General features: G+C 63.2%; 15 protein-coding genes and 2 pseudogenes. 5 read left to right on the top strand and 12 right to left on the bottom strand.

Features of this window, described 5'->3' with window-relative positions:
* Nucleotides 1-59: 59 nt before the first annotated feature.
* The 8 genes and pseudogenes from F3I16_RS16235 to F3I16_RS16200 all read right to left on the bottom strand — a co-directional run bounded on the left by F3I16_RS16235 (nt 60) and on the right by F3I16_RS16200 (nt 5907).
* Nucleotides 60-1490 carry a cbb3-type cytochrome c oxidase subunit I gene (locus F3I16_RS16235; RefSeq protein ID WP_047585463.1) on the bottom strand — a complete coding sequence of 477 codons (1431 nt, stop codon included), beginning with the start codon at nt 1488-1490 and terminating at the stop codon, nt 60-62.
* A 3-nt stretch (nt 1491-1493) separates the two neighbouring features.
* Nucleotides 1494-1934, bottom strand: a complete 441-nt coding sequence (locus tag F3I16_RS16230; RefSeq protein WP_160494590.1) for a cytochrome c — start codon at nt 1932-1934, stop codon at nt 1494-1496.
* Between the two features lie 455 nt (nt 1935-2389).
* Nucleotides 2390-2653 (bottom strand): cytochrome C oxidase subunit IV family protein, encoded by a 264-nt coding sequence (locus F3I16_RS16225; RefSeq protein ID WP_160494589.1) that lies wholly within the window; start codon nt 2651-2653, stop codon nt 2390-2392.
* A gap of 10 nt (nt 2654-2663) precedes the next feature.
* Nucleotides 2664-3188, bottom strand: coding sequence for a cytochrome c oxidase subunit 3 (locus tag F3I16_RS16220; protein ID WP_160494588.1), 525 nt, complete (start codon nt 3186-3188; stop codon nt 2664-2666).
* A 109-nt stretch (nt 3189-3297) separates the two neighbouring features.
* Nucleotides 3298-4086 carry a CbbQ/NirQ/NorQ/GpvN family protein gene (locus tag F3I16_RS16215; protein ID WP_160494625.1) on the bottom strand — a complete coding sequence of 263 codons (789 nt, stop codon included), beginning with the start codon at nt 4084-4086 and terminating at the stop codon, nt 3298-3300.
* Nucleotides 4087-4513: 427 nt separating this feature from the next.
* Complete coding sequence (locus tag F3I16_RS16210; RefSeq protein WP_160494587.1) at nt 4514-4957, bottom strand: hypothetical protein; 444 nt, start codon at nt 4955-4957, stop codon at nt 4514-4516.
* Nucleotides 4958-4967: 10 nt separating this feature from the next.
* Nucleotides 4968-5417, bottom strand: a pseudogene (locus F3I16_RS16205) (coproporphyrinogen III oxidase); the annotation flags it as partial.
* Nucleotides 5413-5907, bottom strand: a complete 495-nt coding sequence (locus tag F3I16_RS16200; RefSeq protein ID WP_160494586.1) for a ProQ/FinO family protein — start codon at nt 5905-5907, stop codon at nt 5413-5415. The pseudogene F3I16_RS16205 and the gene F3I16_RS16200, both read right to left, overlap by 5 nt.
* Nucleotides 5908-6280: 373 nt before the next feature.
* On the opposite strand from F3I16_RS16200, the gene F3I16_RS21240 reads away from it, so the two are divergent.
* Nucleotides 6281-6607, top strand: a complete 327-nt coding sequence (locus F3I16_RS21240) for a hypothetical protein (protein ID WP_256670202.1) — start codon at nt 6281-6283, stop codon at nt 6605-6607.
* Between the two features lie 610 nt (nt 6608-7217).
* On the opposite strand, the gene F3I16_RS16195 is transcribed toward F3I16_RS21240, so the two are convergent.
* The 3 genes from F3I16_RS16195 to F3I16_RS16185 form a co-directional block, all read right to left on the bottom strand.
* Nucleotides 7218-10304 carry an efflux RND transporter permease subunit gene (locus F3I16_RS16195; protein ID WP_160494585.1) on the bottom strand — a complete coding sequence of 1029 codons (3087 nt, stop codon included), beginning with the start codon at nt 10302-10304 and terminating at the stop codon, nt 7218-7220.
* Complete coding sequence (locus F3I16_RS16190; RefSeq protein WP_160494584.1) at nt 10301-11416, bottom strand: efflux RND transporter periplasmic adaptor subunit; 1116 nt, start codon at nt 11414-11416, stop codon at nt 10301-10303. The genes F3I16_RS16195 and F3I16_RS16190 overlap by 4 nt, the downstream gene beginning before the upstream one ends.
* A gap of 73 nt (nt 11417-11489) precedes the next feature.
* Nucleotides 11490-12107, bottom strand: a complete 618-nt coding sequence (locus F3I16_RS16185; protein ID WP_160494583.1) for a TetR/AcrR family transcriptional regulator — start codon at nt 12105-12107, stop codon at nt 11490-11492.
* A 182-nt stretch (nt 12108-12289) separates the two neighbouring features.
* Here F3I16_RS16185 and F3I16_RS16180 point away from each other — a divergent pair.
* From F3I16_RS16180 to F3I16_RS16165, 4 genes and pseudogenes are all read left to right on the top strand, one after another.
* Nucleotides 12290-12709: pseudogene (locus F3I16_RS16180) on the top strand (site-specific integrase); the annotation flags it as partial.
* A gap of 266 nt (nt 12710-12975) precedes the next feature.
* Nucleotides 12976-13824 (top strand): hypothetical protein, encoded by an 849-nt coding sequence (locus F3I16_RS16175; RefSeq protein ID WP_160494582.1) that lies wholly within the window; start codon nt 12976-12978, stop codon nt 13822-13824.
* 69 nt (nt 13825-13893) lie between these two features.
* Complete coding sequence (locus tag F3I16_RS16170) at nt 13894-14244, top strand: hypothetical protein (protein ID WP_160494581.1); 351 nt, start codon at nt 13894-13896, stop codon at nt 14242-14244.
* Nucleotides 14245-14481: a hypothetical protein gene (locus F3I16_RS16165; RefSeq protein WP_160494580.1), complete on the top strand. Its 237-nt coding sequence runs from the start codon at nt 14245-14247 to the stop codon at nt 14479-14481.
* Here F3I16_RS16165 and F3I16_RS16160 read toward each other — a convergent pair whose 3' ends face one another.
* Nucleotides 14482-22758 carry an LPD38 domain-containing protein gene (locus tag F3I16_RS16160; protein ID WP_160494579.1) on the bottom strand — a complete coding sequence of 2759 codons (8277 nt, stop codon included), beginning with the start codon at nt 22756-22758 and terminating at the stop codon, nt 14482-14484.
* Nucleotides 22759-22772: the final 14 nt, after the last annotated feature.

Below are 22772 nucleotides of genomic sequence, written 5' to 3'. Positions count from 1 at the left end.
ACAAGCAACAACGGCCCGCTGTACCAGCCGGACCGAGTTTTAGTTAGCCCACGACGGCCTTAGCGGCTGGCAGCCGGTGCGCCGGTCAGCACTTCCTGACCGCGCCGCTTGAAGCTGAACAGGTAGCACGCCAGGCCGATGAAGAAGCCCACCCCGGCCGCCAGACGCAGCCAGAAGAACACCTGCAACTGATCGACGGTGTTCATGAACGACAGCGCCGTGCCATCAATATCGGTTGGCAGGCGCTGCAGAATCACCTGCATCACACCGGCAGCGGTGAGGAACAGGGTGATCAGCACCATGGACAGGGTCATCAGCCAGAAGCCCCAGATCTCGATGGTTTGCGAGCGCTCGTCGGGTGCTTCACCGATCCCGCGCAGACGCGGCATGGCATAGCTGATCAGGGTCATCACGATCATCGCGTAAGCGCCGTAGAAGGCCAGGTGACCGTGGGCGGCAGTGAGCTGCGAGCCGTGGGTGTAGTAGTTCACCGGAGCCAGGGTATGCAGGAAACCCCACACGCCGGCACCGAGGAACGCCGTCACGGTAGTGCCCTTGGCCCACAGGGTCGCGGCGCGGTTCGGGTGCTGGCGACGACGCTTGCCGATCATGGTGAAGGCGAACAGCACCATGGCGAAGAAGGGAATGGGTTCCATCGCCGAGAAGATCGAGCCAACCCACAGCCACACCTCGGGCGCACCAATCCAGAAGAAGTGGTGACCGGTGCCGAGGATGCCGGTAATCAGCGCCATGGCAATGATCACATACAGCCACTTCTCGACCACTTCGCGGTCCACGCCGGTGATCTTCACCAGGACGAAGGCCAGCATCGCGCCCATGATCAGTTCCCACACGCCTTCGACCCACAGGTGCACGACAAACCACCAGTAGTATTTGTCGCGCGCCAGGTTCTCCGGGTTGTAGAAGGAGAACAGGAAGAACACCGCCAGGCCGATCAGGCCGGTCATCATAACCATGCTGATGGTGGTCTTGCGGCCTTTGAGCAGGGTCATGCCGATGTTGTAGAGGAAGCCCAGGGCCACCACCACAATGCCCATCTTGGTGATGGTCGGCTGCTCAAGGAACTCCCGGCCCATGGTCGGCAGCAGGTCGTTGCCGGTCAGCTTGGCCAGGCCCGCATAAGGCACGAACAGGTAGCCGAGAATGGTCAGCACGCCGGCGGCGGCAAACACCCAGAACAGGACCTTCGCCAGCAGTGGGCTGTGCAGCTCGCGGTCGGCCTCTTCCGGGACCAGGTAGTAGGCCGCCCCCATGAAGCCAAACAACAGCCAAACGATCAGCAGGTTGGTGTGCACCATCCGCGCCACGTTGAAGGGGATCAGCGGGAACAGGAAGTCGCCCACCACGTATTGCAGGCCCATGATCAAACCGAACAGGATCTGCCCGAGGAACAGCATCAGGGCAAACACGAAGTAAGGTTTAGCCACGGCTTGCGAGGCGAATTTCAGATGTGGATTTGCAATAGTCATCTATCAGCCCTCCTTGTTTGGCGGCCATTGGTTGGTGTCGATCTTCGAGGTCCACTTGAGGAACTCGGCGATGTCGTCGACCTCCTGCTCGCTCAAATGAAACTGTGGCATCGAACGACGACCCGGCACGCCCAGCGGCTGAATCTTCATCCAGGTCTGCAGGAACGGTTTGAAGCCGGCATCTTCACCGCGGCGGACAAACACATTGCCCAACTCGGGAGCGAAGTACGCGCCCTCGCCCAGCAGGCTGTGGCAGCCGATGCAGTTGTTTTGCTCCCAGACCAGCTTGCCGCGCACGACCGCCTCACTCATCTGTTCGGCATTGGAGCGCTCGGGAAAGGTCTGCTCGGTGTGGTAAGTCAAAGCCAGGAATACCAGGAAGAAGAACACGCTCCCCCCAAAGTAGATATTCCTGGCCATGCTCTTCGTGAAGGTCTCTGACATGGCCGGTTCCTCATTACTTGGCGCGCTCATTGTAGAAAGCCCCCTAACGAAACCCGCTTGATGGCAATCAAGAACATCCGATGGTTAGGCTCGGGTATTGAGGTGGGGTTGGGGTTTGCCAACACGGCCAGGTGGTGTGCGCCCACACGCTCTAACGTCGAACCCAGAAATCCGCGCCCGGACAAACGCCCCATCAGGAGGCCGAGTGGAATCGTTGCGTAAGGGGTTGAGCGGCATGGATGCCGCGAGAGCCGCGATGGGCCAGGGATGGCCCTTCGCGGCGTGCCCCTGGAGCAATGATGGAGCGAGGGAACCCGACGAAGTCGGGCCGCATGCCAGGGGCAAGACTTTTTGGTTACTTTTGGGGCGACTGCCAAAAGTGACCCGCCGTAAGGGCGGAACCAATCCTTCAGACACTACAACTGCGGCGTTCGAGCATCATTAGCGAAGTTGTCCTAGGTCGCGCGCTGCAACCACAACGTCAGCAGCACCAGCGCCCCCACCAGCAACGGCCAGCCCAGCAGCAACCCACGCCACAGCGGCGGCGCATGGCGCAGGTGCATAAAGTTGTCGGCAATCAGCCAGGCCTTGACCAGGGCCGCCAGCAAGACCGCCGCCGCCAGGCCCAGGCCGGCGCCGGCATTGCCCAGCTGCACACTGCCGACCGAGAGCAGCACCAGACCCAGCCAGGCGCCGATCAATAGCTGCGAAGTGGACATGGCAACCTCGTCAATTGAGCACGTATACCAGGGGAAACAGCAGCACCCAGATCAAGTCGACCATGTGCCAATAGAGCACGCCCGACTCCAGCACCGCATCGTCGCCGACCTGCTGGCGACGCCAGCAGCGCACCACCAGCCAGGCCAGGATGACCATGCCCAGCAGCACATGCAGGAAGTGAAAGCCGGTGAGCAGCCAGTACAGGGTGTAGAAGCTGTTGTGCTCTATCCCCAGCCCCTGGCCGACCAGATGGGCGTATTCGCTGAGCTTGAGCCCGACATACACGCTGGCCGACAGCAACGCAGCGAGCAACAACCAGGCACCGCGCCGCGCCCGCCCGCGTCCCACCTGGACCTGGGCCAGAGCGGCAAGCAGGCCGGCGGTGAGCAAACTCAAGGTCAGAGCCAGGCCGATGGAACTGTCCAGCGCCGCGCGGCTGCTGTGGAACAAGGCCGGTTGCAGAGCCTGGGTCACCGCGAAGGTGATAATCAGCAGGGCAAAGACCGTCAGCTCGGCGAGGATGAAAAACCACATGGCCAGATCGCCCGGCAGACGCCTGGCAGGCCGCGGAAAAACCACCTCGGCTTTGGCCTCCTGCGTCTCCCTACCTCCTGCATCCCAGCAGCCGTGCGTTGCCAGTACCTCAGGCGAAGTGGACATCGACCACGTCCATCAACGCCGCCACCGTTTGCGGGTCATCCGACAGCGGCTCGGCCAGGCAGGCCAGGCAGGCCTCGCGCGGGCTCATGCCGGAGCGGATCATCCGCGCGGTGAAAATCAGCAGGCGGGTCGAGGCCACTTCTTCCAAATCATGCTGTTCCAGACGGCGCAATGCCTGGCCGAGCTTGACCACCTGGGCCGCCAACGGCGCATCCACCTGGGCCTCGTTGGCGACGATGCGCTCCTCCTCGGCGGCTGCCGGGTAGTCAAAGCGCATGGCCACAAAACGCTGGCGGGTGCTCGGCTTCATGCCCTTGAGCAGGTTCTGGTAGCCGGGGTTGTACGACACCACCAGCATAAAACCGGGCGGCGCACGCAGCGCTTCGCCGGTGCGCTCCAGATAAAGCTCGCGGCGGTCGTCGGCCAGGGGGTGGAGGACCACGGCGGTGTCCTGGCGCGCCTCGACCACTTCATCCAGGTAGCAGATACCGCCCTCGCGCACCGCACGGGTCAGCGGGCCGTCCTGCCACCAGGTACCCTGGGCGCCGATCAGATGGCGCCCGACCAGGTCGGCGGCGCTCAGATCGTCGTGGCAGGCCACGGTGAACAGCGGCAGATTCAGGCGATGGGCCATGTGCTGGACGAAGCGGGTCTTGCCGCAGCCGGTCGGCCCCTTGATCAACACCGGCATGCCGTGCTGCCAGGCCTGCTGGAACAACTCCTCTTCATTGCCCAGCGCCTGATAGAACGGCGCAGCCCGCTCGGCATCGATCACCACTGTGTTTTCCGGCACCTTCACGACTGCTACCTCACCACGGGACTGTTCAGGCCTACACGCTACCCGCCGGCAGGCACGGCCCTCAAGTCACCCGCGGGCGCCACTTGATTGCGGTCAAGCCGCGGCGCAATCAGCCTGGTCGCAGTGAGCCCAGGACTAGGGTCTGTTGCCGTTTCGGCGCAAACCGCGTTGCTGCGTCAAATGGCGCCAGGCTAGGCGCGGGACGCCGGCAATGGTCATTCCCTTGCCAAGTCCTGCAACGACGCTTGGCGCCATTTGCCGCGCAACCCGAAGGGACGGGCCGTTTTTGCGCACAGCGGTGTTGCTCGATGGCTCATTTAGCCCGCTAAACTTCGCATCTCGCGCCTTGCCGTGCGCAAAAAACGGCTCCGTCGCGGCTGTGCCGAAACGGCAACAGACCCTACCAGTGCAGGTAAAACATCGCCTTGGCCAACAACACGATGAGCACCATCTGCGCCAGCACCGCCCAGTGCAGCTGGCGATACAGCGCCGGCGTCATGCGCCCGCTGCGCAGCAGCACGGCCACCGCGCCGAAGCTGAAAAACACACTCAGCGCCAGGGCAATCTTCAGCGTCAGCAAAGTGGCAAAACTGCTGGCCAACGGCGCGCTCAGGGCCTGCCGATGCTGCCAGGCCAGGCCCAGCCCGGCGCCATACACCAGCACCACGACGCCATGCAGCACCGTGCGGGTGCGGGCGCCGAGGGCGCGCTCCAAGGTGCCCAACTGCTGAGGATCGAGCTGCGGCTTGACCCTGGCGAGAATCGCCACCTCATAGAACAGCGTGCCGATAAAGCCGATGGCGCCGAGCAAATGCAAGACATGCAACAAGCCGTAACTACTCACCCCGATCTCCTCATACCGTGCGCGAGAAGCTGCCCTTCTGCGCCCCGCCGATATAGGCATCGAAGGCCATGGCCACGCTGCGCATCATCAACTGGCCCTGGGGCAACAGCACCAGCGCCTCGTCGTCGATCGCCACCAACTGATCGGCCACGTGCTCGTCGAGCCGGCCCAGGGCCTCGGCGAAGTACTCCTTGAAGTGGATATTGTGGCGCGCCTCGATGCTGGCGAAGTCGATGCGGCCATGGCACATCAGGTCGCTGATCACGTCGCGGCGCAACTGGTCGTCGGCGTTCAGGCGATAGCCGCGGTGCACCGGCAGCAGGCCCTGATCGAGCCGCGCGTAGTACTGGGAAAGCTCCTTGACGCTCTGGCTGTAGCTGTCGCCGACCTTGCCGATCGAGGACACGCCGAGGCCGATCAGGTCACAGTCGGCAAAGGTCGAGTAACCCTGGAAGTTACGCAACGGTATCGGCGGTGGGGTCCTGGGGGCGGTCCTTCGGCTTCGACTGATTACGTCGCGCTTGCCCACGCTGCCGCGAAGCCTGCTGCTTGGCATGCAACGCCTGCGCGGCCGTCACCGTACCAACGGCCTGACCGTTTAGGTCCAGACGAGGCGCGTTCTCCGTCATGCTTGCCCAGTAGCGACTGCCCCTGCACCAAGTAGCGATGCCCTGCTTGAGCTGTTCGCTGGTCAGTCCGAGCAGCTCCAGGTGTTGCTCGGCATCCTTGAGGATGCCCTCTTTGAGCGGAACCTTGGGGGCTGGGTTGACCGGGAAGGTCAATGGAAAGTGCTTCTGCAATCGCCAGATCGCTTCCATTGCAGGGTCCTGCTCACGAGGCTTGGCCTGCGGGGTGGAGTCCCGCTTGCGCTGCTTTGGGCGATCATTCTGCACTTGTTGTTTTTCAGCCCGCAGGCGGTCACGTAGCTCAGCTAGTTGCTCAAAACCCATCGTTCAGTTCACAGCTTCATGGTTGATTCGTGGCGCAAGGTTATCTCATGCAGGCTTATGGAGCAGCCGAAAAAGGTGCCGGCACAACCAAGTCAAGCAATCTCGACACTCAGTCGCTGTCTGCTATCAGCCAGAGGCGTAACTTTTCTCATGCATTCGGCATGGGGTTGATACTTCACGAGGCTGAGCTGATGAATCGAGAAAGCACGGTTTGCGCGCCCAGCAGGCAGGGCCGCTAGCTGCCTATTTTGACCGTTTGCATTCGTCGTCTATGAGGCTGTCCGGCAGCCTCGGCTTTTGCGTTGGGATTTTATGTTGCCCTCGCAGAGTGACTGTGTAGAATCCCGCGCCCCAAAATGCAGGAGACAATACGTTGGTCATTCATTTCTTAGCGTCCCCGGAGAACGCTGCATGCGGACGCACTGGATCGGCTCTGAAAAGCACCCAGAATGTGGCCCAGGTTTCATGCAAGCTCTGCCTTCGCTCTGTCGAAAAACTGGTTAACGAACCGGTTCGCAAGACGCCAAGCCTTGCCGAACTGAGAGCCGCCGCGAAGGCAGAGAAAGCTGCAGTAGCAGCTGCTGAAGTTGCGAAGCCGTCCCCTGCTATGTCACCTCGTGCCGAATGGCAGCAACACCTAGAGCAATTGCCAGGTCGAAACCGCCTTCCGCGCGGCGTATCTCGGCAATCGTTCATCTAGCCGCTGTGGGTCCATTCGGCCAGAAGCGGCCTGTCGCGACAGGCCGGTTGGGGAGAAAAGAGCCGCCTGGTCGACGCTCGGTGCATACCTTGCTGTCTCGCCGCAAAACCACTGTTCTACGGCGAGCCCAGAGCAAGTCTGTTTTCGTATCGCAGAGTGACGGCGAAGTTACGCGGCTCACCGTAGTAATTGCTTATCGCCTCTTGGCACCAGCAGCCAGGTACACCGGCTTTCTGTTCCAAGTTACGCATAGATGAACTCAGGTCGGCGCTGGCGCCGGCCGACATCGCGTGCGCGCCGCTGAACCGTGATGCGCTGATGGCGTTTTTCATGTCGGCCAAAGACCTCCCCCACGAAAAAGTCGTGGCGCGGAATCGAACACTCACTCGTACGCCAGGCTAATTAGCTCTACCGCCGCCGCGATGCGCGCCTCATCAATATGAGCCGCGGCGCCGGGGTCTGCACTCATGAGCTACCTCGCTTTACGGCTGTATCGCCATCCGTAATCCAACTGCTCCGGCATATTGCACGGCGAGCGCGCAACACGTTCAGAGCAACCCGAATGTCTTTCTGAGGCTGCATCAACCGGCCCCGCTCGCGCGCTGTGCATTTATGCCGGCTGTGCTTCTTGGACTCGGCAACTTCCGGGCTTGATCTTGAACCAGATGGCATACATGACAGGCAGAAACACTAGCGTCAGCACGGTGCCGGCCAGGGTGCCGCCAATCAGGGTGTAGGCGAGCGTGCCCCAAAACACTGAATGGGTAAGTGGGATGAACGCCAAAATCGCGGCCAACGCAGTGAGAATCACCGGCCGGGCGCGCTGTACAGTGGCCTCGACCACCGCGCTAAAGGGATCCAGGCCGGCCTGTACGTTGTGGCGGATCTGCCCGATCAGAATCAGCGTGTTGCGCATCAGGATGCCCGACAGCGCGATCAGGCCGACCAGCGCGTTGATGCCGAATGGCTGCTGAAACAGGATCAGCGTGGGCACCACACCGATCAGCCCCAGCGGGCTGGTCAGGAAGACCATGACCATTGCGGAGATCGAACGCACCTGCAGAATGATGATGATCAGGGTGGCCGCCAACATGATCGGGAACAGCGGCAACATCGCCACCATCGCCTTGCCCGACTCCTCGATAGAGCCCGCCTGCTCGATGCGATAGCCGCTTGGCAGTTGCTCCATGATGGGCTGCAGCTGCCGGGTAATGGCCGTGGATACATCCGGCGGCTGCAGACCCTCGGCGATGTCGCCGCGCACGGTGATGGTCGGCGTGCGGTCGCGCCAGCGCATGATCGGCTCTTCCGTGCGCACCTCCACCTCGCCGATTTGCGACAGCGGGATGCGTTGCCCATCAGCACCGGCCAGGGTGAAGTCCATGACCCGGGTTGGGTCGAAGCGGATATCCCCGGCCGCACGGGCCATCACCTGGACCGTACGGATGTCCTCACGCACGGCGGTGATGGGCACGCCACTGAGCAGAAACTGCAGTTGCTGGGCGACGGCACTGGAGGTCAGCCCCACGGCTTGCAGGCGGTCCTGTTGCAGGCTGAAGTGCAGCGTCGGCACGCGCGTGCCCCAGTCGGTGTTGACCGTGCGCATCAGCGGGCTGGCATCCATCACCTGCTGTACCTCGGCGGCGATTTCACGCAGCTTGTCCGGGTTCGGGCCGGTGACCCGGTAGGCAACCGGGAACGGCGAGTACGGGCCGAACACCAGTTGGCTGACGCGCACCCGCGCCTCGCTGGCCAGGCCCTCGGCAATCGCCTGACGCAGCCGATGTTTCAACGCCTCGCGCTCGTCCTGGTTGTCGGTACGCACCACGATCTTGGCGAACGAAGGATCCGGCAACTCCGGCCCCATGGACATAAAGAAGCGCGGCGCACCCTGGCCGATATAGGCCGTGACGATCCGCGCTTCTTCCTGCGCGGCCAGCCAGGCCTCGACCTTCTCCGTGGCGGCGCTGGTCTGGGCGATCGAGGTGCCATAGGGCATCTGCACCTCGACCAGCACTTCGGGTCGGTCGGAGATCGGAAAGAACTGCTTCTTGACCAGGCCCATACCGAGCACGGCCGCGACGAAAAGCCCGACCACCGAGCCGGCAACCAGCCACTTGTGCGCGATGACCCGGCTCAGCAGTTGGCGAAAGCGGTTGTAGCGCTGAGTGTTGTAGATCGCGTCATGCCCACCCTCGACCTTTTTGATGTTGGGCAGCAACTTGACCCCGAAGTAAGGGGTGAACAGCACAGCGACCAGCCAGGAGGCGATCAGCGCGATGCCGACGATCCAGAACATGTTGCTGGTGTACTCGCCCGCCGTGGAACGGGCGAAGCCATTGGGCATAAAGCCGACGGCGGTGACCAGGGTGCCGGACAGCATCGGCGCCGCGGTGTGGCTCCAGGCGTAGGCGGAGGCTTGAATGCGGCTGTAGCCCTCCTCCATCTTCACCACCATCATCTCAATGGCGATGATGGCGTCGTCCACCAGCAGACCCAATGCCAGAATCAGCGAGCCCAGGGTGATGCGGTCGAAGTTCTTGCCGCTCGCGGCCATGACCACGAAAACCATCGCCAGGGTCAGCGGCACGGCCACCGCCACCACCACGCCCACCCGCCAGCCCATGCTGATAAAGCTCACCAGCATCACCACCAGCAGCGCGACGAAGAACTTGATCATGAACTCGTCGACCGACGCGCTGATATTGACGGACTGATCCGTGACCTTGCTCAGGCTCATACCCAGCGGCAGCTCGGTGTTGATCGCACTCACCTCGTCGTTCAGGGCTTTGCCCAGGTCGAGGCCGTTCCAGCCTTCGCGCATGACGATGCCCAGCAACAAGGCCGGTTCGCCGCCATTGCGGATCAGGAAGGTCGCCGGATCTTCATAACCGCGCGTGACCGTGGCGACATCCGACAGCTTCAGCGTCCGCCCCTGCGCCACCACCGGCGTGTCGCGGATTTTCTGCAGTTCATCGAAAGCACCGTCCAGACGCAGGAACACCTGCGGCCCCTTGGTTTCCACCGAACCTGCCGGTGTCAGGGCATTCTGGCCATTGAGCGCGGCGAACACCTCCTGCGGGCCGATGCCCAGGGTTGCCAGGCGCTCGTGGGAGAACTCGACAAAGATGCGCTCGGCCTGCTCGCCGATGATATTGACCTTCTTCACCCCCGGCACATGCAGCAGCCGCTGGCGCAATGTCTCCGCGTCGCGCACCAGCCGGCGCTGCGGCTCGCCCTTGGCCTTGAGCGCGAACAGGGCGAAGGTGACGTCGGAGTATTCATCGTTGACCATCGGGCCGATCACGCCAGCCGGCAGCGTCTTCGCCTCGTCGTTGATCTTCTTGCGCGCTTGATAAAACTCCTCCGGCACCTGCGCAGGCGGAGTGGTGTCGAGCAGGCTCAACGTCGTGAAGGCCAGCCCGGGTCTGGTGTAGGTCTCACTGCGGTCGTACCAGCGCAGTTCCTGCAGGCGTTTGTCGATCTTCTCGGCGACCTGATCCTGCATCTCCTGGGCGGTGGCACCCGGCCAGGCAGTCACGACGGTCATCACCTTGACCGTAAAGGCCGGATCTTCCGCCCGCCCCAACTTGAAGAACGCGACGAGCCCCGCCAGGGTGATCAGGCAGACCATAAACAGGGTGATGGAGCGCTCGCGTACGGCGAGCGCCGAGAGGTTGAAAGGACTCTCGCTCATGGGCGGACACCCTCGACTGCCGCGACAGCAGGTTGGCCAGCCACCCGCACCTGCTGACCTTCGCGCAGCAGGTGCACGCCGAGCGCAACGATCTGCTCGCCTTGCTGGAGCGGGCCAGTGATGCGTGCGTGTTCGTCATCCAGGTGCTGCACCATGACCGGCCGCCAGGCCACCTGTGCCGGTTCGCCCTGAATGACCCACACTCCCGGCCCCTTGCCCGCGTCGTACAGGGCACCGATCGGCACCTGCAGGTCGTTTGACCCATGCGCCTGCCCATTGGCTATCTGCAAGGTGATGGTGGTGCCCAGCGGCGCGTTGGCCAGCTCGCCTTCCAGTACGTAGCGTGCTTCGAAGGTACGGGTCAGGCGGTCGGCAACATCCGAGAGTTGTCGCAGACTGGTTGCAACGCTGATGTCCTCTTTGCCGAAGAGCGTCGCCTGGGCGGCGGAACCGACCGCAGGGCGCAGGGTTTCCGGCAACTGCACGACCGCCTCCCGTGGCCCGGCATGCGCCAACCGCACCACGGGCTGCCCGGCATTGACGACCTGGCCGGGCTCGACCAGCGTTTCCATGACGATGCCATCGGCATCGGCCAGCAGCTCGGCATAGCGCGTCGCATTGCGAGCCACTTCGGCCTGGGCCTCGGTCGCGCTGAGCTGCGCTCGGGCCGTATCCGCCGCAGCCTTGAACTGATCGTAGGCAGACGCCGATACCGCGCCGGTTCCGCGCAGGGCGCGATAACGGGCTTCATCATCACTGGCCTGCTGCGCTCGCGCTCGCGCAGCGGCAACCGCTTCGCGCTGCGCATGGGCGGCGAGCTTCAGATCGACGGGATCGAGGCTCAGCAGTACCTGGCCGCGCTTGACCGTTTGACCGGTATCCACGTGCCGCTGCAAAACCTTGCCAGACACCCGAAAGCCCAGGTCGCTCTGGACGCGAGCCGCGACGATGCCGGTGAAGGAACGCGACGCAGAGACCGCCCCTTGGACGGTGGCAACCCGCACCAGCGGTGCGTCAGTGCGTGGATCGGATGGCGCTTTTTCGCCGCAAGCGACCAGCGCAAACGGCATCACGCCGATGAGGGTGGACAGAAGGAGGCTGCACCGAGACATGAGGAACCCGTCGCAAAGTCATAGGGAACCTCACTTTGTATCTAGTGACCAATTTAGTCAATAGTCACAACCGCTATGGCGATAAACTACGCAGTATCAGACTGGACAGCAGGAGCGGTGCCTCGTCGGTGTAATCGAGGCCGTGCTGCAGGAGTAGAGGGTTGAGGTAGGGACGAATAACCAGATGGATCGCCATCACTGCTTCATCGAGGGGCGTCTTGCGCTCAAAGTCTCCGCTTTGCCGGCCTTGCTGCAGGATATCCTTGAGTAGTTCTTGGATACGCCCGTCATAGGCGCGCGCCGCCTGCCAGTTCTCGGTCGCCGCCGAAGCGGCGATTTCGAAGAGCTTACGGTCCTGAAAAAACAGGCGCAGGCTCGACTCGACCAGTGCCTTGAACATCCGCCGCAACTTCTCCGGCGGACGCTCGGCCTCATCGACGGCGGCCCTGACCTCGGTCTCGATCTGGCGCAGACAATTGGCGCAGATCGCCTCGCCAATGGCCTGCTTGGACTCGAAGAACTTATAGATATAGGCCTTGGAAAAGCCGATGGCCTTGGCCAGATCGGAGACCGTGGTCTTTTCGTAACCATAGAGACTGAAGTGCTCTTTGGCCGCGGCCACGATCTGGTTGCGCACTTCGTGATCGACCGGACCACGAACTGTAACTATGGGAGAGAGTGTCTTGTTCATGGGGCATAGCCTACAGATCAGTCCGGATACAGACAACAAGTGACTGAAATAGACCATGGTCACACAAAATTCTATTCCTTCCTTTCCCCGGAAGAAGATGCCCCGGCACCTCAGGCATGCTTGCTTTCGGCGAATATGCTCAGCTCTGGCTGGATAGCCGGGAGATTACCAAGGGCACGCGCAACAACGACCGGTTCGTGCTGCTGAACAACCGCGCGATGCATGCCCTGGCCTATGCCAAAGAGTATGCGGAGCTCCGCAAAAAAGGTGCGGGGAAAGTCACCAGCACCCCGTTTTTCATCCCGCCATCAAAGAACAACGAGTTCGTGAAACAGACGTCTGATGTGCATCACCAGTGACGCCCTACCCTTGCAGCCCTCCGCATCCGCTACCGGCCGCCATATAACTGTCGTCACACCTATGCGACAATACGCCTAATGTCCGGTATGAACCCCGCATTCATCTCTCAGCAATTGGGCCACAGCGTCCAGATGTTGTTGTCGACGTACGCCCGCTGGATCAATTCAAGCTCCGACTGGAGCGAACTGGAAAAGCTGAATATTGGTATCAAATCGCTATCAGCAAAATCCAGCCAGCCATAAGTTATTGATAGGTAAGCCCTTTGATCTCCACCGCAAATATCACCATGCAATTTTTCATGGTGTGCCTTGGTGGCTCATGCGTGGATTTATAAGGCCTCCAGCCCACTAGACCCACCAGAAACACCCCGCAAAACCCAGCTTTGCCCCAAAAAATGCCCCAAGCTGCTGACCCCTCCTCGCCCGTTCTGGGCAACGTCCTACGCTCCCCATTCCACCTCACAAAAAGCTACTCTGCAGCAGCACTCACCGCCGCCCAGGATGGCCCCATGCGCGACTTGCGATTCAGCCGTACCTTTTCCCTGCTGCAACAAGAAGGGCACCTAGCCAGAACTTCTCTACTGTCTGGAATTGATTTGCTGTTGAAGGCAAATCTCGACGAAAAGAATATTGGGAAGTTCTATGCTGCGTTTTTCCAGCTAACCATTGGAATGGAGCGCATATTAAAGCTCGTCATAACTACAAACTATCTTCTTGAAAACAGCTATACCCCACCATCCGACAAGCTACTAAGAAAGTACGGGCACCACATAAAGGAGGCGTATATCCGCGCCCTTGATATTCACAATAAGTGGGCTGTCGAGAAACTATCGCCACCTTTGAGCGGAAGCATTGATGATTTGATTCTAGATTTCCTGCAGGAATTTGCAGGCCACGCACGCTATTACAATCTGAGCGAGCTAAGCAACTCGACACCAGACCCAGGCCCGCTGGGGAAATGGTATTCCATCTGCTGTGAGGCGGCCGATCTCGATATTGGAATAACTAGGCTCAACAAATGCGCCGAACAGACCATGTATCAAATGGATCAATTGGGAATAGCTGGCTACTCGCCAACGTTAGATTTTGACGGCCACCCGATGACTTGGTTTGATTATGCGTGGAGATTGCACAAGATAAAGATGATAGCGCCGCACATGGTCTGGCGACTCATTCAATTTATTGAGCCGCTGTATGACACGCTGAGATCAATAACCTATGAAGCAGGGAGTTACGAAGAAAGAAACAACATCAGCCTTCAGGTAATTCCGCACATGTACGAGTTCTTCGTTTTTGCATTAGCGTCGAAATCAGACACTCTGCGAAGAAAGTCTTGGGTGAGAACTTTCCTTGATTAACTAGGCCCTGGCACTTGGCCATAACCGCCCCTATCCTCGACAGCACCACTACCCGCAAGGAGCGACCAGATGAAACGAATCCTCGCCGGCCTGGCCCTGGCCATCGCCGCAGCATCTCCAGCCTTTGCCAGTTGCGTCGGCACCGACAGCTACAGCACCTGCACCGACGACAACGGCAACACCTATGACGTCCAGCGCATCGGCAACACCACCAACGTGCAGGGCTACGGCGCCAACGGGTCGAACTGGAACCAGACCAGCACCTCGATCGGCAACACCACCTACCACAACGGCAACGCTGCAGACGGCGGTAGCTGGAACGGCACCAGCACCAGAATCGGCGGGACCACCTACAACAGCGGCACCGACTCAGACGGCAATGCCTACCAGTCGAGCTGCAACCAATACGGCTGCTACTGAATGACGCTGATCGACTTCGGGGCCGGGGTAACCGGCCTCCTCTTCCTGGGCGGCCTAGTGATGACCCAGATGCCCAAGCACTGGCAGACGACCAGCGGCTGGCTGCTGGTCAGCCTGGCCGGAATCCCCCTCTTCTGCATGGCCATCGCCATCATGGTGAAAGTGCCCATGCTGCTGTTCGGCGTCATGGGCTGGGCCTGCTTCCATGCTGGCCGCAACCCTCGCTGGCGGCGCTGATTACTCGTCAGCGCGTACCGTCTCGATCCGCTTCCCTGCGATCTCGGTGATCCGGTTCTTGATCACCGTCAGCCGATCCAGCTCCGCGCGCTTGCGCTCGCCGTCCCAATTCCCCAGCCGCACGATGTCCATTCGCGCATTGATCGTGCTCAGCTGCCGCTGCACCTGGCTTAGGGGCTTGCGCAGCGCCAGCATGTCGCGCTTCTCGCCTACCAGCTCGCGCGCCTCGTCCATGCGGCCCAGCTCCTGCAGGCGCTTCACGTCGGCATAGACCCGGCCGGACTCCTTCAGCCCCTCATAGAACAGCGTGCTGTAGCGGTCATAAGGTGCCGGCGCGCCCAGGTCCTTGTAGAAGCGGCGGATCGGCTGGTACTCATGCCAGCGCTTGGCCGGCTCTTCCTCGCCGTTGGCCGTGCGCCAGATCGTGTCGATCATGCCGGCGCCCCAGGCGCCGACCTGGCCGAGGTAGCCCTGGATCAGGTGGTCGGCCTGCAGCGGCGACAGGGTGAGGTCGTCACCCAGCACCGACGTGGCCTCTGAAATCAGGTGTGCCGGCGCCGTGGTGCTGGCCCTGGCACGCAGCGTCGGGCTGATCTTGTCCATGCCGGCACTCTCAATGGGGCGACCGGTGAAGGCGTCCTTGTTCGAGTACACGTCGAGCGCCGGCTGGAAGGCCTGCGGCACCGGTGAGAATGCGAAAGTCTGCGTCACCATCGCCCAGAGCCGGTCGCGGAACAGCTTTCCGCTGGCTTTGTCGTCAATGGCCTGTTCGGCCAGGCGCTCGGCCAAGGTCGACACGGCACCAACCTCGAAAGGCTTCGGGATGAAAAACGCCTGATCGCCGATGCGGAAGAACCAGTAGCTGTCCTTCTGCCAATCCTCGAGCTTCCGGTATTCCTCGTCGTCGTGGTTCGACAGGTACAGCAGCATGCTCGCCATCGCCAGGGCACCGGTGACCACGCCGAAGCGGGCAGCGGCCTGGCGGTCGCTGGCGGTCCCTTTGCCGAATGCCACCAGCACGGCCGGTTTCGCGCCCGCGCGGTACAGCTTGTCCAGACCCTGCAGGCGCGCATTGAGGAACGGCACAACGCGGATCAGGAAGCGCACCGCCGGCCAGGCGCCTTCCTGGCTGAAGTCCATCAGGTCGCGAGCCTCGTATGCTGCCCGCAGCTGCCCCTTGTCCTGGTTCTGCAGGAAGGCCGCCGCCCGGTTGGCGTTCTCGGCAGTGTTGGCGAAGGCGTTGTAGGCATCCCAGCCCGCAACCAACAGCTTCGGTACCAGCTTCGGCCCGTCCACCAGCTTGGCGCCACGCAGGCCACGACGAAGCCCGGCCTTCACCTCCTCCGGATCAGCGCCATAGATATGGCCGAAGCTGAATGCCCCGCCACTGGCCAGCATCTGGGCGCGCGTCTTCTCGTCACGGAAAGCCTTCATCCCCTGGAACATGTTGGCCGGGATGTTCTTGCTGACCGGCGTGGTGGCTGCGGCCTGCATAGAGTCGCGCAGGAAGTTGGCCAGGATGAACTGCGGGGTAATTGTGGTCATGTTGGTGAAGACCCGCTTGAACATGGCCATCGCCCGCACCGCGAGGTTGTTGAGGCCTGGATCTGCCAGCGAGGTGAGCGCTTCGAATACCAGCGCATCGTCCACCTGGTAGAAAACCCGCTCCCCAGCCTTGAGCACGAAGGTCGAGGTCTTCGGGTCGCGCGCTACCTCCGGCACCACCTTGGCGATCCCCAGTTGCTCAGCATTGGTGACAGCCTGCACAGCGGCCTGGTTCTTCAGGCTGGAGGTCAGCAGGTGGTGGAAGTTCATCAGGGTGTTTTCCAGCAGATCGTTAAGGTTCTGCTTGCCGCCCTTCAGCTTCTTGTACGCCTCCTGCCGGCTTAGGCCCTTGGCCGCACGCGGGCCGCCTGCCTTGGCCTCCTCGTCCATCACCCGGTAGAACGGGACATAGAACTCGTCCCGCCACATGGCGCGGCTCTCCGGGCTGATGATGCCGGTCTGCTCGGCGATGGCCAGCACGTCGTCCCGGTACTGCTGGAACTCGCGGAACACCTCGTCGTAGACCTTGGCGCGGGCGCGACCGTCGGCGGTGGTGCCGCGATTGATGCCCTTCAGCGCGGCGATGTCCTTGGCGTCGAACAGGTTTTCCCTGCCCTCTGCGGCCAGCTTGGCGGCGCGGTTGCCGGCGATCCAGCCCATGAAACGCTCGATCTCGGCGGCGTCGCCCAGGCGCGAGAACACCTCGCCCAGGCCCATGCTGCCGTCGTCGCGCATGCCGATCACTTTCTGCTGCTGGTCCAGCACGATGCGGCCGTTGTGCATCATGGCGTTGAGCGCGCCGGCGGCGGCCGGCGCCATGCGGGCCAGTACCCAGGCGCTGGACGTGATCGAGGACTCCAGGAAGTCGGTGCCGTTCAGCGCCTCGTCCATCTCCTTGAGCGCCGCGTACTTGTCGACCAGGCCCCGGCGGAGTTTGGTCATCAGGCGGTCGGTGTGCTCGCGGTACCAGTCGATGGCGCGCTGCCGAACGGTGCGCGGCGCGATCTTGCGCAGTGCATCCTGCTCGTCGGCATTCAGGTCGGGGTGGGCATCAGCGACATGCGGCCGGCGGGCGCCGGCCAACGAGTAGAGGTTCTCGTCGGGGTCTACAGGTGCTTCAGTTCCGGATCGATTTCCAGCTGCTCGTCCATCCACCGTGCTGAGGCTTTCATCTCGCGCCGCAGCGATTCGATCTCGGATTTGCTCAGGCGATAGCTGTCCCTTGTCGAACGTGAGGAGTGTTCGAGCTTCAGACTGGGTGAGGCCTTCGAAGCCGTAGCCGAAGGAGTCACGCCACCAGGGTTCAATTTCGCCGTACTTGCCACGGATTTCAGCCAGGGTGTTGGGATCTACGGCAAGTTTCCGCGAGTAGTTCTTGCCGGTCAAGGCGATCGCCCCCAGTACCCGACCGCCGTTGTCCTCAATGTGGGTCTTCAACTGGGCCAGGGTCCCGCCCTGGGTCAGGGTGTCGTCGAGAATCAGGTAGTCGCCCTCGGCCACGTCGCCGGCGAAGGTCGGTTGATTGGCGATGCGCTCCAAGGCGTTGGCCTGGGTGCGGCCGACCTTCTCTGCCTGAACCGGGTTGTCATCCACCTGCAGGCCGAGCTGCTTGGCCAGCACTTTCGCTGCGGCAAGCGGAATGCGGTTCTTTCCTGCACCCTCGACGGCCAGCACCGGCACAATGCGCGGCTTGCTGCCTTTCGGGATCAGCGCCCGCACCTGCTCCACGAACTCCGGGCTCACGGCATCACGGGCCAGGCGCAGCGCGGCGGCATCGTCGCCGGCCTTGGCCGCCTCGTAGTCCGGGTGGTTGTTCATGAAGCTGAGTGGGTGCGCCAGCACGGTATCCGGGAACTCTTCGGACCAGCCGCGGCGGGAGTACAGCACCGCCTTGTCGGCGTCCTGCTGGCCGTTCTGCCGGCGCAACCATGCGCGCGACTGCTCGCCCAGGGCCAGGATGTCGGTATAGGTCCAGGCCACCTGAGGGAACATCTGGCGCAGCAGCTCGCGGATCTTCGACAGCACGCGCTGCAACATGGTCGGCCGATCGCCGTCCTCGAGGAGGTGGGCGACCATCTCCTGAGCGACCAGCACGCGCTGCTGCTTGGCGTCCAGGTTCTCCAGCACGGAGGCATAGGCGTCGCGGATCTGGCCGATACGCTGCCGGCCCTTCGCCGTGGCTTGCTGGCTGGAATAGAGCCGTTCCATGGTGGCGTCCAGCTCCTCACCCAGCAGCCCGCGAATGCCGCGGTGCCCGACCTCCTCATGCACTGCGGTGTAGATCGCGTCGGCCAGGCTGCTGTGGTTGCTGGCGACGACGTAGGTTTTCCCAGAGCTGCGCACGCCGCGCAGATCCTCGGGGGCCACGCCGTCACGCTTGGCGCGGGTGCGGGTCGACAGTGGCAGGTCCTCGAAATCCTGCACCACCTCGACGCCGGCCAGCTCCGGCGCAGCCTTCAGGGCCTCGCGCAGCTGATCGGCCGACACCTGCACACCAGACTCCGGCGCTTCCTGCTGCTCGGCGCCCTGGCGGTACAGCTGGACGCCGGCCTCGGTCTCGCGGGTCTCGATGGCATCCACCAGCTTGCCGAAGGCCTGGTTGATCGCCTTGCGCTCTGCGCCCGTCGGGAATGGTCGCTTCCAGCCCCAGGGCGTGGGGATGGCCGCATGCTCGGGACCGTAGTTCAGGAACGGGCTGCCGCCGCCCTGCTCGGCGATCTTGTCTTCCACGTAGCCCTGGAAGGCACGCGCCGCCATCTCGTGCGGGGTGGTCCAGTAGTCAGTGCCGCGGCCCTGGTCCAGCTCCTTGGCATCCATAGCAAACTGGGTCGGCACCTGCTTGGTCTTCTCGCCGCCCTCCTGCGCATCGGCCAGCATCTTCAGCCGCGACGAGTATCCGGACATGACGCCCCGCAGGCGGTCCAGCTCGCCGTTGTTGTCGGCGTTGAAGCCGCTGCGGCCGCGCACGGCCTTGTAGATCGCACTGATCTGCTCCAGGGCATCGTTGGTCCAGCGCATGCCGCTGAAGGCGTTGCGGCGCCTCACGGGGGCGTCTGGCTTGGTCGAGCGCAGTTCGGTCTCCAACTGCACGCCGTCGAGGATCTGCTGGGCCACGGTGTCGAATGCGGCCAACTGCTCGGCGCTCGCCGGCTTGTTGTGGCGCTTCCAGTATTTCGGGTCCTTCTGCTCGGCCATGTCAGAGCGCAGGCGATCCAGCCGGTCGGCTACCTCCTTGCGGGAGCGGGCCACGAAGGCATCGGCGCGCGCGGTGTCCTCGACGTACTGCTCGGCCTTGCGCTGCATGGTGTCCATCAATGAGGTGTAGGCCTGGCGCACTTCCAGGCGCACGCCGGAGCCAGACCGGCGGAAGCCGGAACTCACCGCCTCGCGCTCGAAAGTTCCGGAGGTCTTCAGCGAGCGGGTGCCGTCCTCGTCGATCACCCACTCGGCCGAGGCCTTCCCATCCTGACGACCGAAATAGTGGTCCAGGGCGTGGAACCACTCGTGCGCCAGGGAGCCGGCGCCGTTCATCTTGGTCAGGTTGATCGCAGCCTTAGCCGGCTCGTAGTGCGCGCGGGCGCCGCTCAAGCCGTGGCCACGAGCACCGAAGGCCAGGGCCAGCTCGCCGTTCAGGCTGATCGCCTTCGGCGGGATGTCCATCACCTCAGCGAGGTCGAGCAGGCCGTCGTAGGCATCGTCGAGCAGTTGCTGTCGCTCCTCCTGGTTGTTCCAGTTGCCGAACTCGACGCCGCGGAAACCGAAGGTGTCGATAAAGGCACTGTCCTTGACCGGGCCCTCACGACGGGTAGCGCCGATGCGCTGGCCGTTCTCCGGCCGTGGCAGGTCGGCCTCGCCGAAGGTGGTGTTGGTCTCGACGATCTGCTGCGCGTTGGTCGCCATGTACTCCATGGCCGCCTCACGAGTCGGGAACACCTGGTCGACGACCTTCACGCGCTTACGGTCGTTGATGGTCCGCCAGATCTCGAAACCATCACCGTCGCCCTGGCGCTGCGACACAACGCGGTGCTTCTGGGCAACCGCGATCAGCGGCACGGCCTGCTCTGCCTCCTCGCGGGAGGCGTAGCTGCCGACCTTCTTGGGCTGCTTCATCCAGTCCTTGAGGCGGTTGTCGCGCACTTCCCAGCGGCCGACCTCTCCCGGGTTGGTGCTGCTGACCACCTCCGAAATATCGAAGCGGCGCGCCCAGGCCGGCCGAGTGTCGTTGTCGCTCGCGCGGGCAGGACGCGGCCCGGTGGATACGGCGCGGTCCTTGCGGGCGCCGCCGATCTTCTCGCCGAAGTCCTGAATCTTCGCCTTCTGCTCGGCCTGGAGCTGCAGTTCGGTTTCCTGCTCTACGGCTGGCTGCTGGTCAGTCTCCAGCTCGACTTCGCCGCCGATATCGGCCGCCGGCTTGGCCAGGTCGCCGCCCTTCAACCAGCCCTTGAACTCAGTCACCGGCATGGCCGATACCTTGCCCACCTGCCAGTCGGCGTCGAAGTTGCTGCGGTACGCGGCCACTGCCGACTCCTCGTCGGGATAGCCGAGCATTACCTTGTGCTCGTCGAAACTGCCGTCTTGCTGGTTGAGCTGGTCGACCACAAACACCTGGTCGCTCTCCTCCTGCGGCCCCAGGTACACGTCGACCTGCTCGCCGTCGGCGCCGGTGGTGCGCCGGATATAGCCGTAGTGATCGCTCATGGTGTGGCGCCATTCGCTACCGTCCGGGCGCTGGCCGCTGCGCTCGGAGCCGCGCGGGTTCTCGATGGACAGCTCCAGGCCGTGCACCCGCACCTTGCCTTTCTTGTAGTTGCCAGCCTCGATCTGGGCGGCAGTCGGCGCGGACAGATCATTGGTCGGCGAAGTGGCGGCCTCGTTGGCCTTGATGTCCAGCGGGCGCATCTCATGGCGCACCGGCTCCTGCTGGATCTGGATGGCATAGCCACCTTTCACCGGAACCACGCGCGGCGAGCGGCCGGCGGCGCGCGCATCGCGGAATACCTTGCTGGCCTCGGCGCCCTTGGGAGCATCGAACGGCTTGCCGTTGGGCTTGTGCAGCATCTCGACCTGGCTACGGTCGCGGAACTGCGCGGTCGGCGCCTGCTGGTCCATGCCTCGCCCGCCCTGCACCTGCTCGGCCGGGATCTGCGGAGCAACGGCGCCGCGTTGGGCATTGCCCTGGGCGTCGACCACGATGGTCTCCGGCGGCGGCAGAGCAGCCCGCCCCGGCTCGGCGTCGATGGTCAGCGGATCGCGCTGCGGCTCAGCCTGCTGCTGGCGAGCGCCAAGCTGCAGTTGCCCTTCCAGCGGGGCCGGCTCGCCGCGCGGTACCTGCTGCTCCATGCCTGGGCCGCCGGCGGCGCGGGCCGGATCGTTCTGCGGGTTCACCCAGCTGCGAGCCTGCTGGTCTGGCTGCTGCTGGCCGTCCACGTTGCGCACTGGGCCAGTGTCCTGCACGTTGCCCTGCTGGTCGGCGTAGAACACCTGTTCTGGCGCTGGTAGCGCGGCGCGGTCTGGCGCAGGCAATGCAGCGGGCTCTGGGGTGTTGTCGAAGTCAGCATCGGCCTGGGCGCCACGCTGGCGGCCCTCGGCCTTGCCCTCGCCCATCACGGCGCCGAGGCTGGCATGGCCAGCACCGCCGAGCGTACCCAGCAGCGCATCGCCGAAAGTTCCTTCGGTAAGGCTGCGATCTTCGCCAGTGGCGTCGTTCACGCCTGCGCGGGCGGCCACCGTCTCCGCGACTTCCTGCATGCCCTCGACAGGTGCGTCAATAAGCAGGCCACCAGCCAGGCGACGGCCAATGCCGCCACCGATGATGCGCTGCAGTGGGCCGAGCGCGAATTGCGTGGCAGCACCGCCCAGGGCGCCGACCGGCGCAGCTCCCTCGAATGCACCGTCGCGCGCCAGGATCGTGAGTTCCTGCCGGGCCGCTTTCTCGTCCAGGCCTTTCTCGCGCAGTTCGCGGTATACAGGCGATTGCGCGGCCAGCTCCTGATCGGAAGTGCCGGCAATGCGCCGTTCAACCTCGTCACCGGCAGCGCCGCCAGCTTGCAGGCCACCGACCGCGGCCATTGCCGGCATCTGCAGCCCTGCCTTACCGCGAGTCGCAACGACAGTCGCCGCGGCAGGGGCAAACTGGCCTACCAGCCCGGACATCTGCAGGCCGTAGCCTGCCAGGCTCGGGTCTTGGCCCATGTCCCAAGTGTCGGGGGCCAGAATGTCGCCGGTAGGGGTGCTCTTCGCGAGAGCTTCCTTGGCCGCCTGGCTCTTGCTATCAGCGACAGCCTGGCCCTTCTCGCCCAGCCAGCTACCGGCCGCGCGCGCGGCTGGATCAATAGCATCGGCAATCGCACCGCGCAGCGTCGGAATCTCCGGCAGCTCGGTACCATCGGGCAGCTTGTTGGACAGCCCGTTGTCGTCGGGACGAATCATGTCGCCCAGGCCGCTGACGATTGCACCAGTGCCTTTCAGCAGGCCGGCTCCGGTCTCCTTGGCAAAATCCATGGCGCCAATTTCGCCCTGGTCCTGCTTGGCCGGCTGCCCGATAGCGCCAAGCGAGTCTTGGTCGAACAGCTCGCGAGCACGCTGTTCCATGCCGGTCGGCACGCGCGGCAGTACCACGTCTTCGAAGTAGAGTTGGCGGGCGCGCTCTTGGCGCTCGGGCTCCAGCGTGCGGAATTGCTCGCTGGCGGCCACATCAGCCCAACGGCGAGGTTGGCTGTTCTCGTTCTGCATCGATGCCTCCCGGC

The organism is Pseudomonas sp. L-22-4S-12, assembly GCF_009799935.1.
GTDB lineage: Bacteria > Pseudomonadota > Gammaproteobacteria > Pseudomonadales > Pseudomonadaceae > Aquipseudomonas.
The sequence above is the reverse complement of the archived record's forward strand: the minus strand, read 5'-3'. Positions and strand labels throughout refer to the sequence as shown.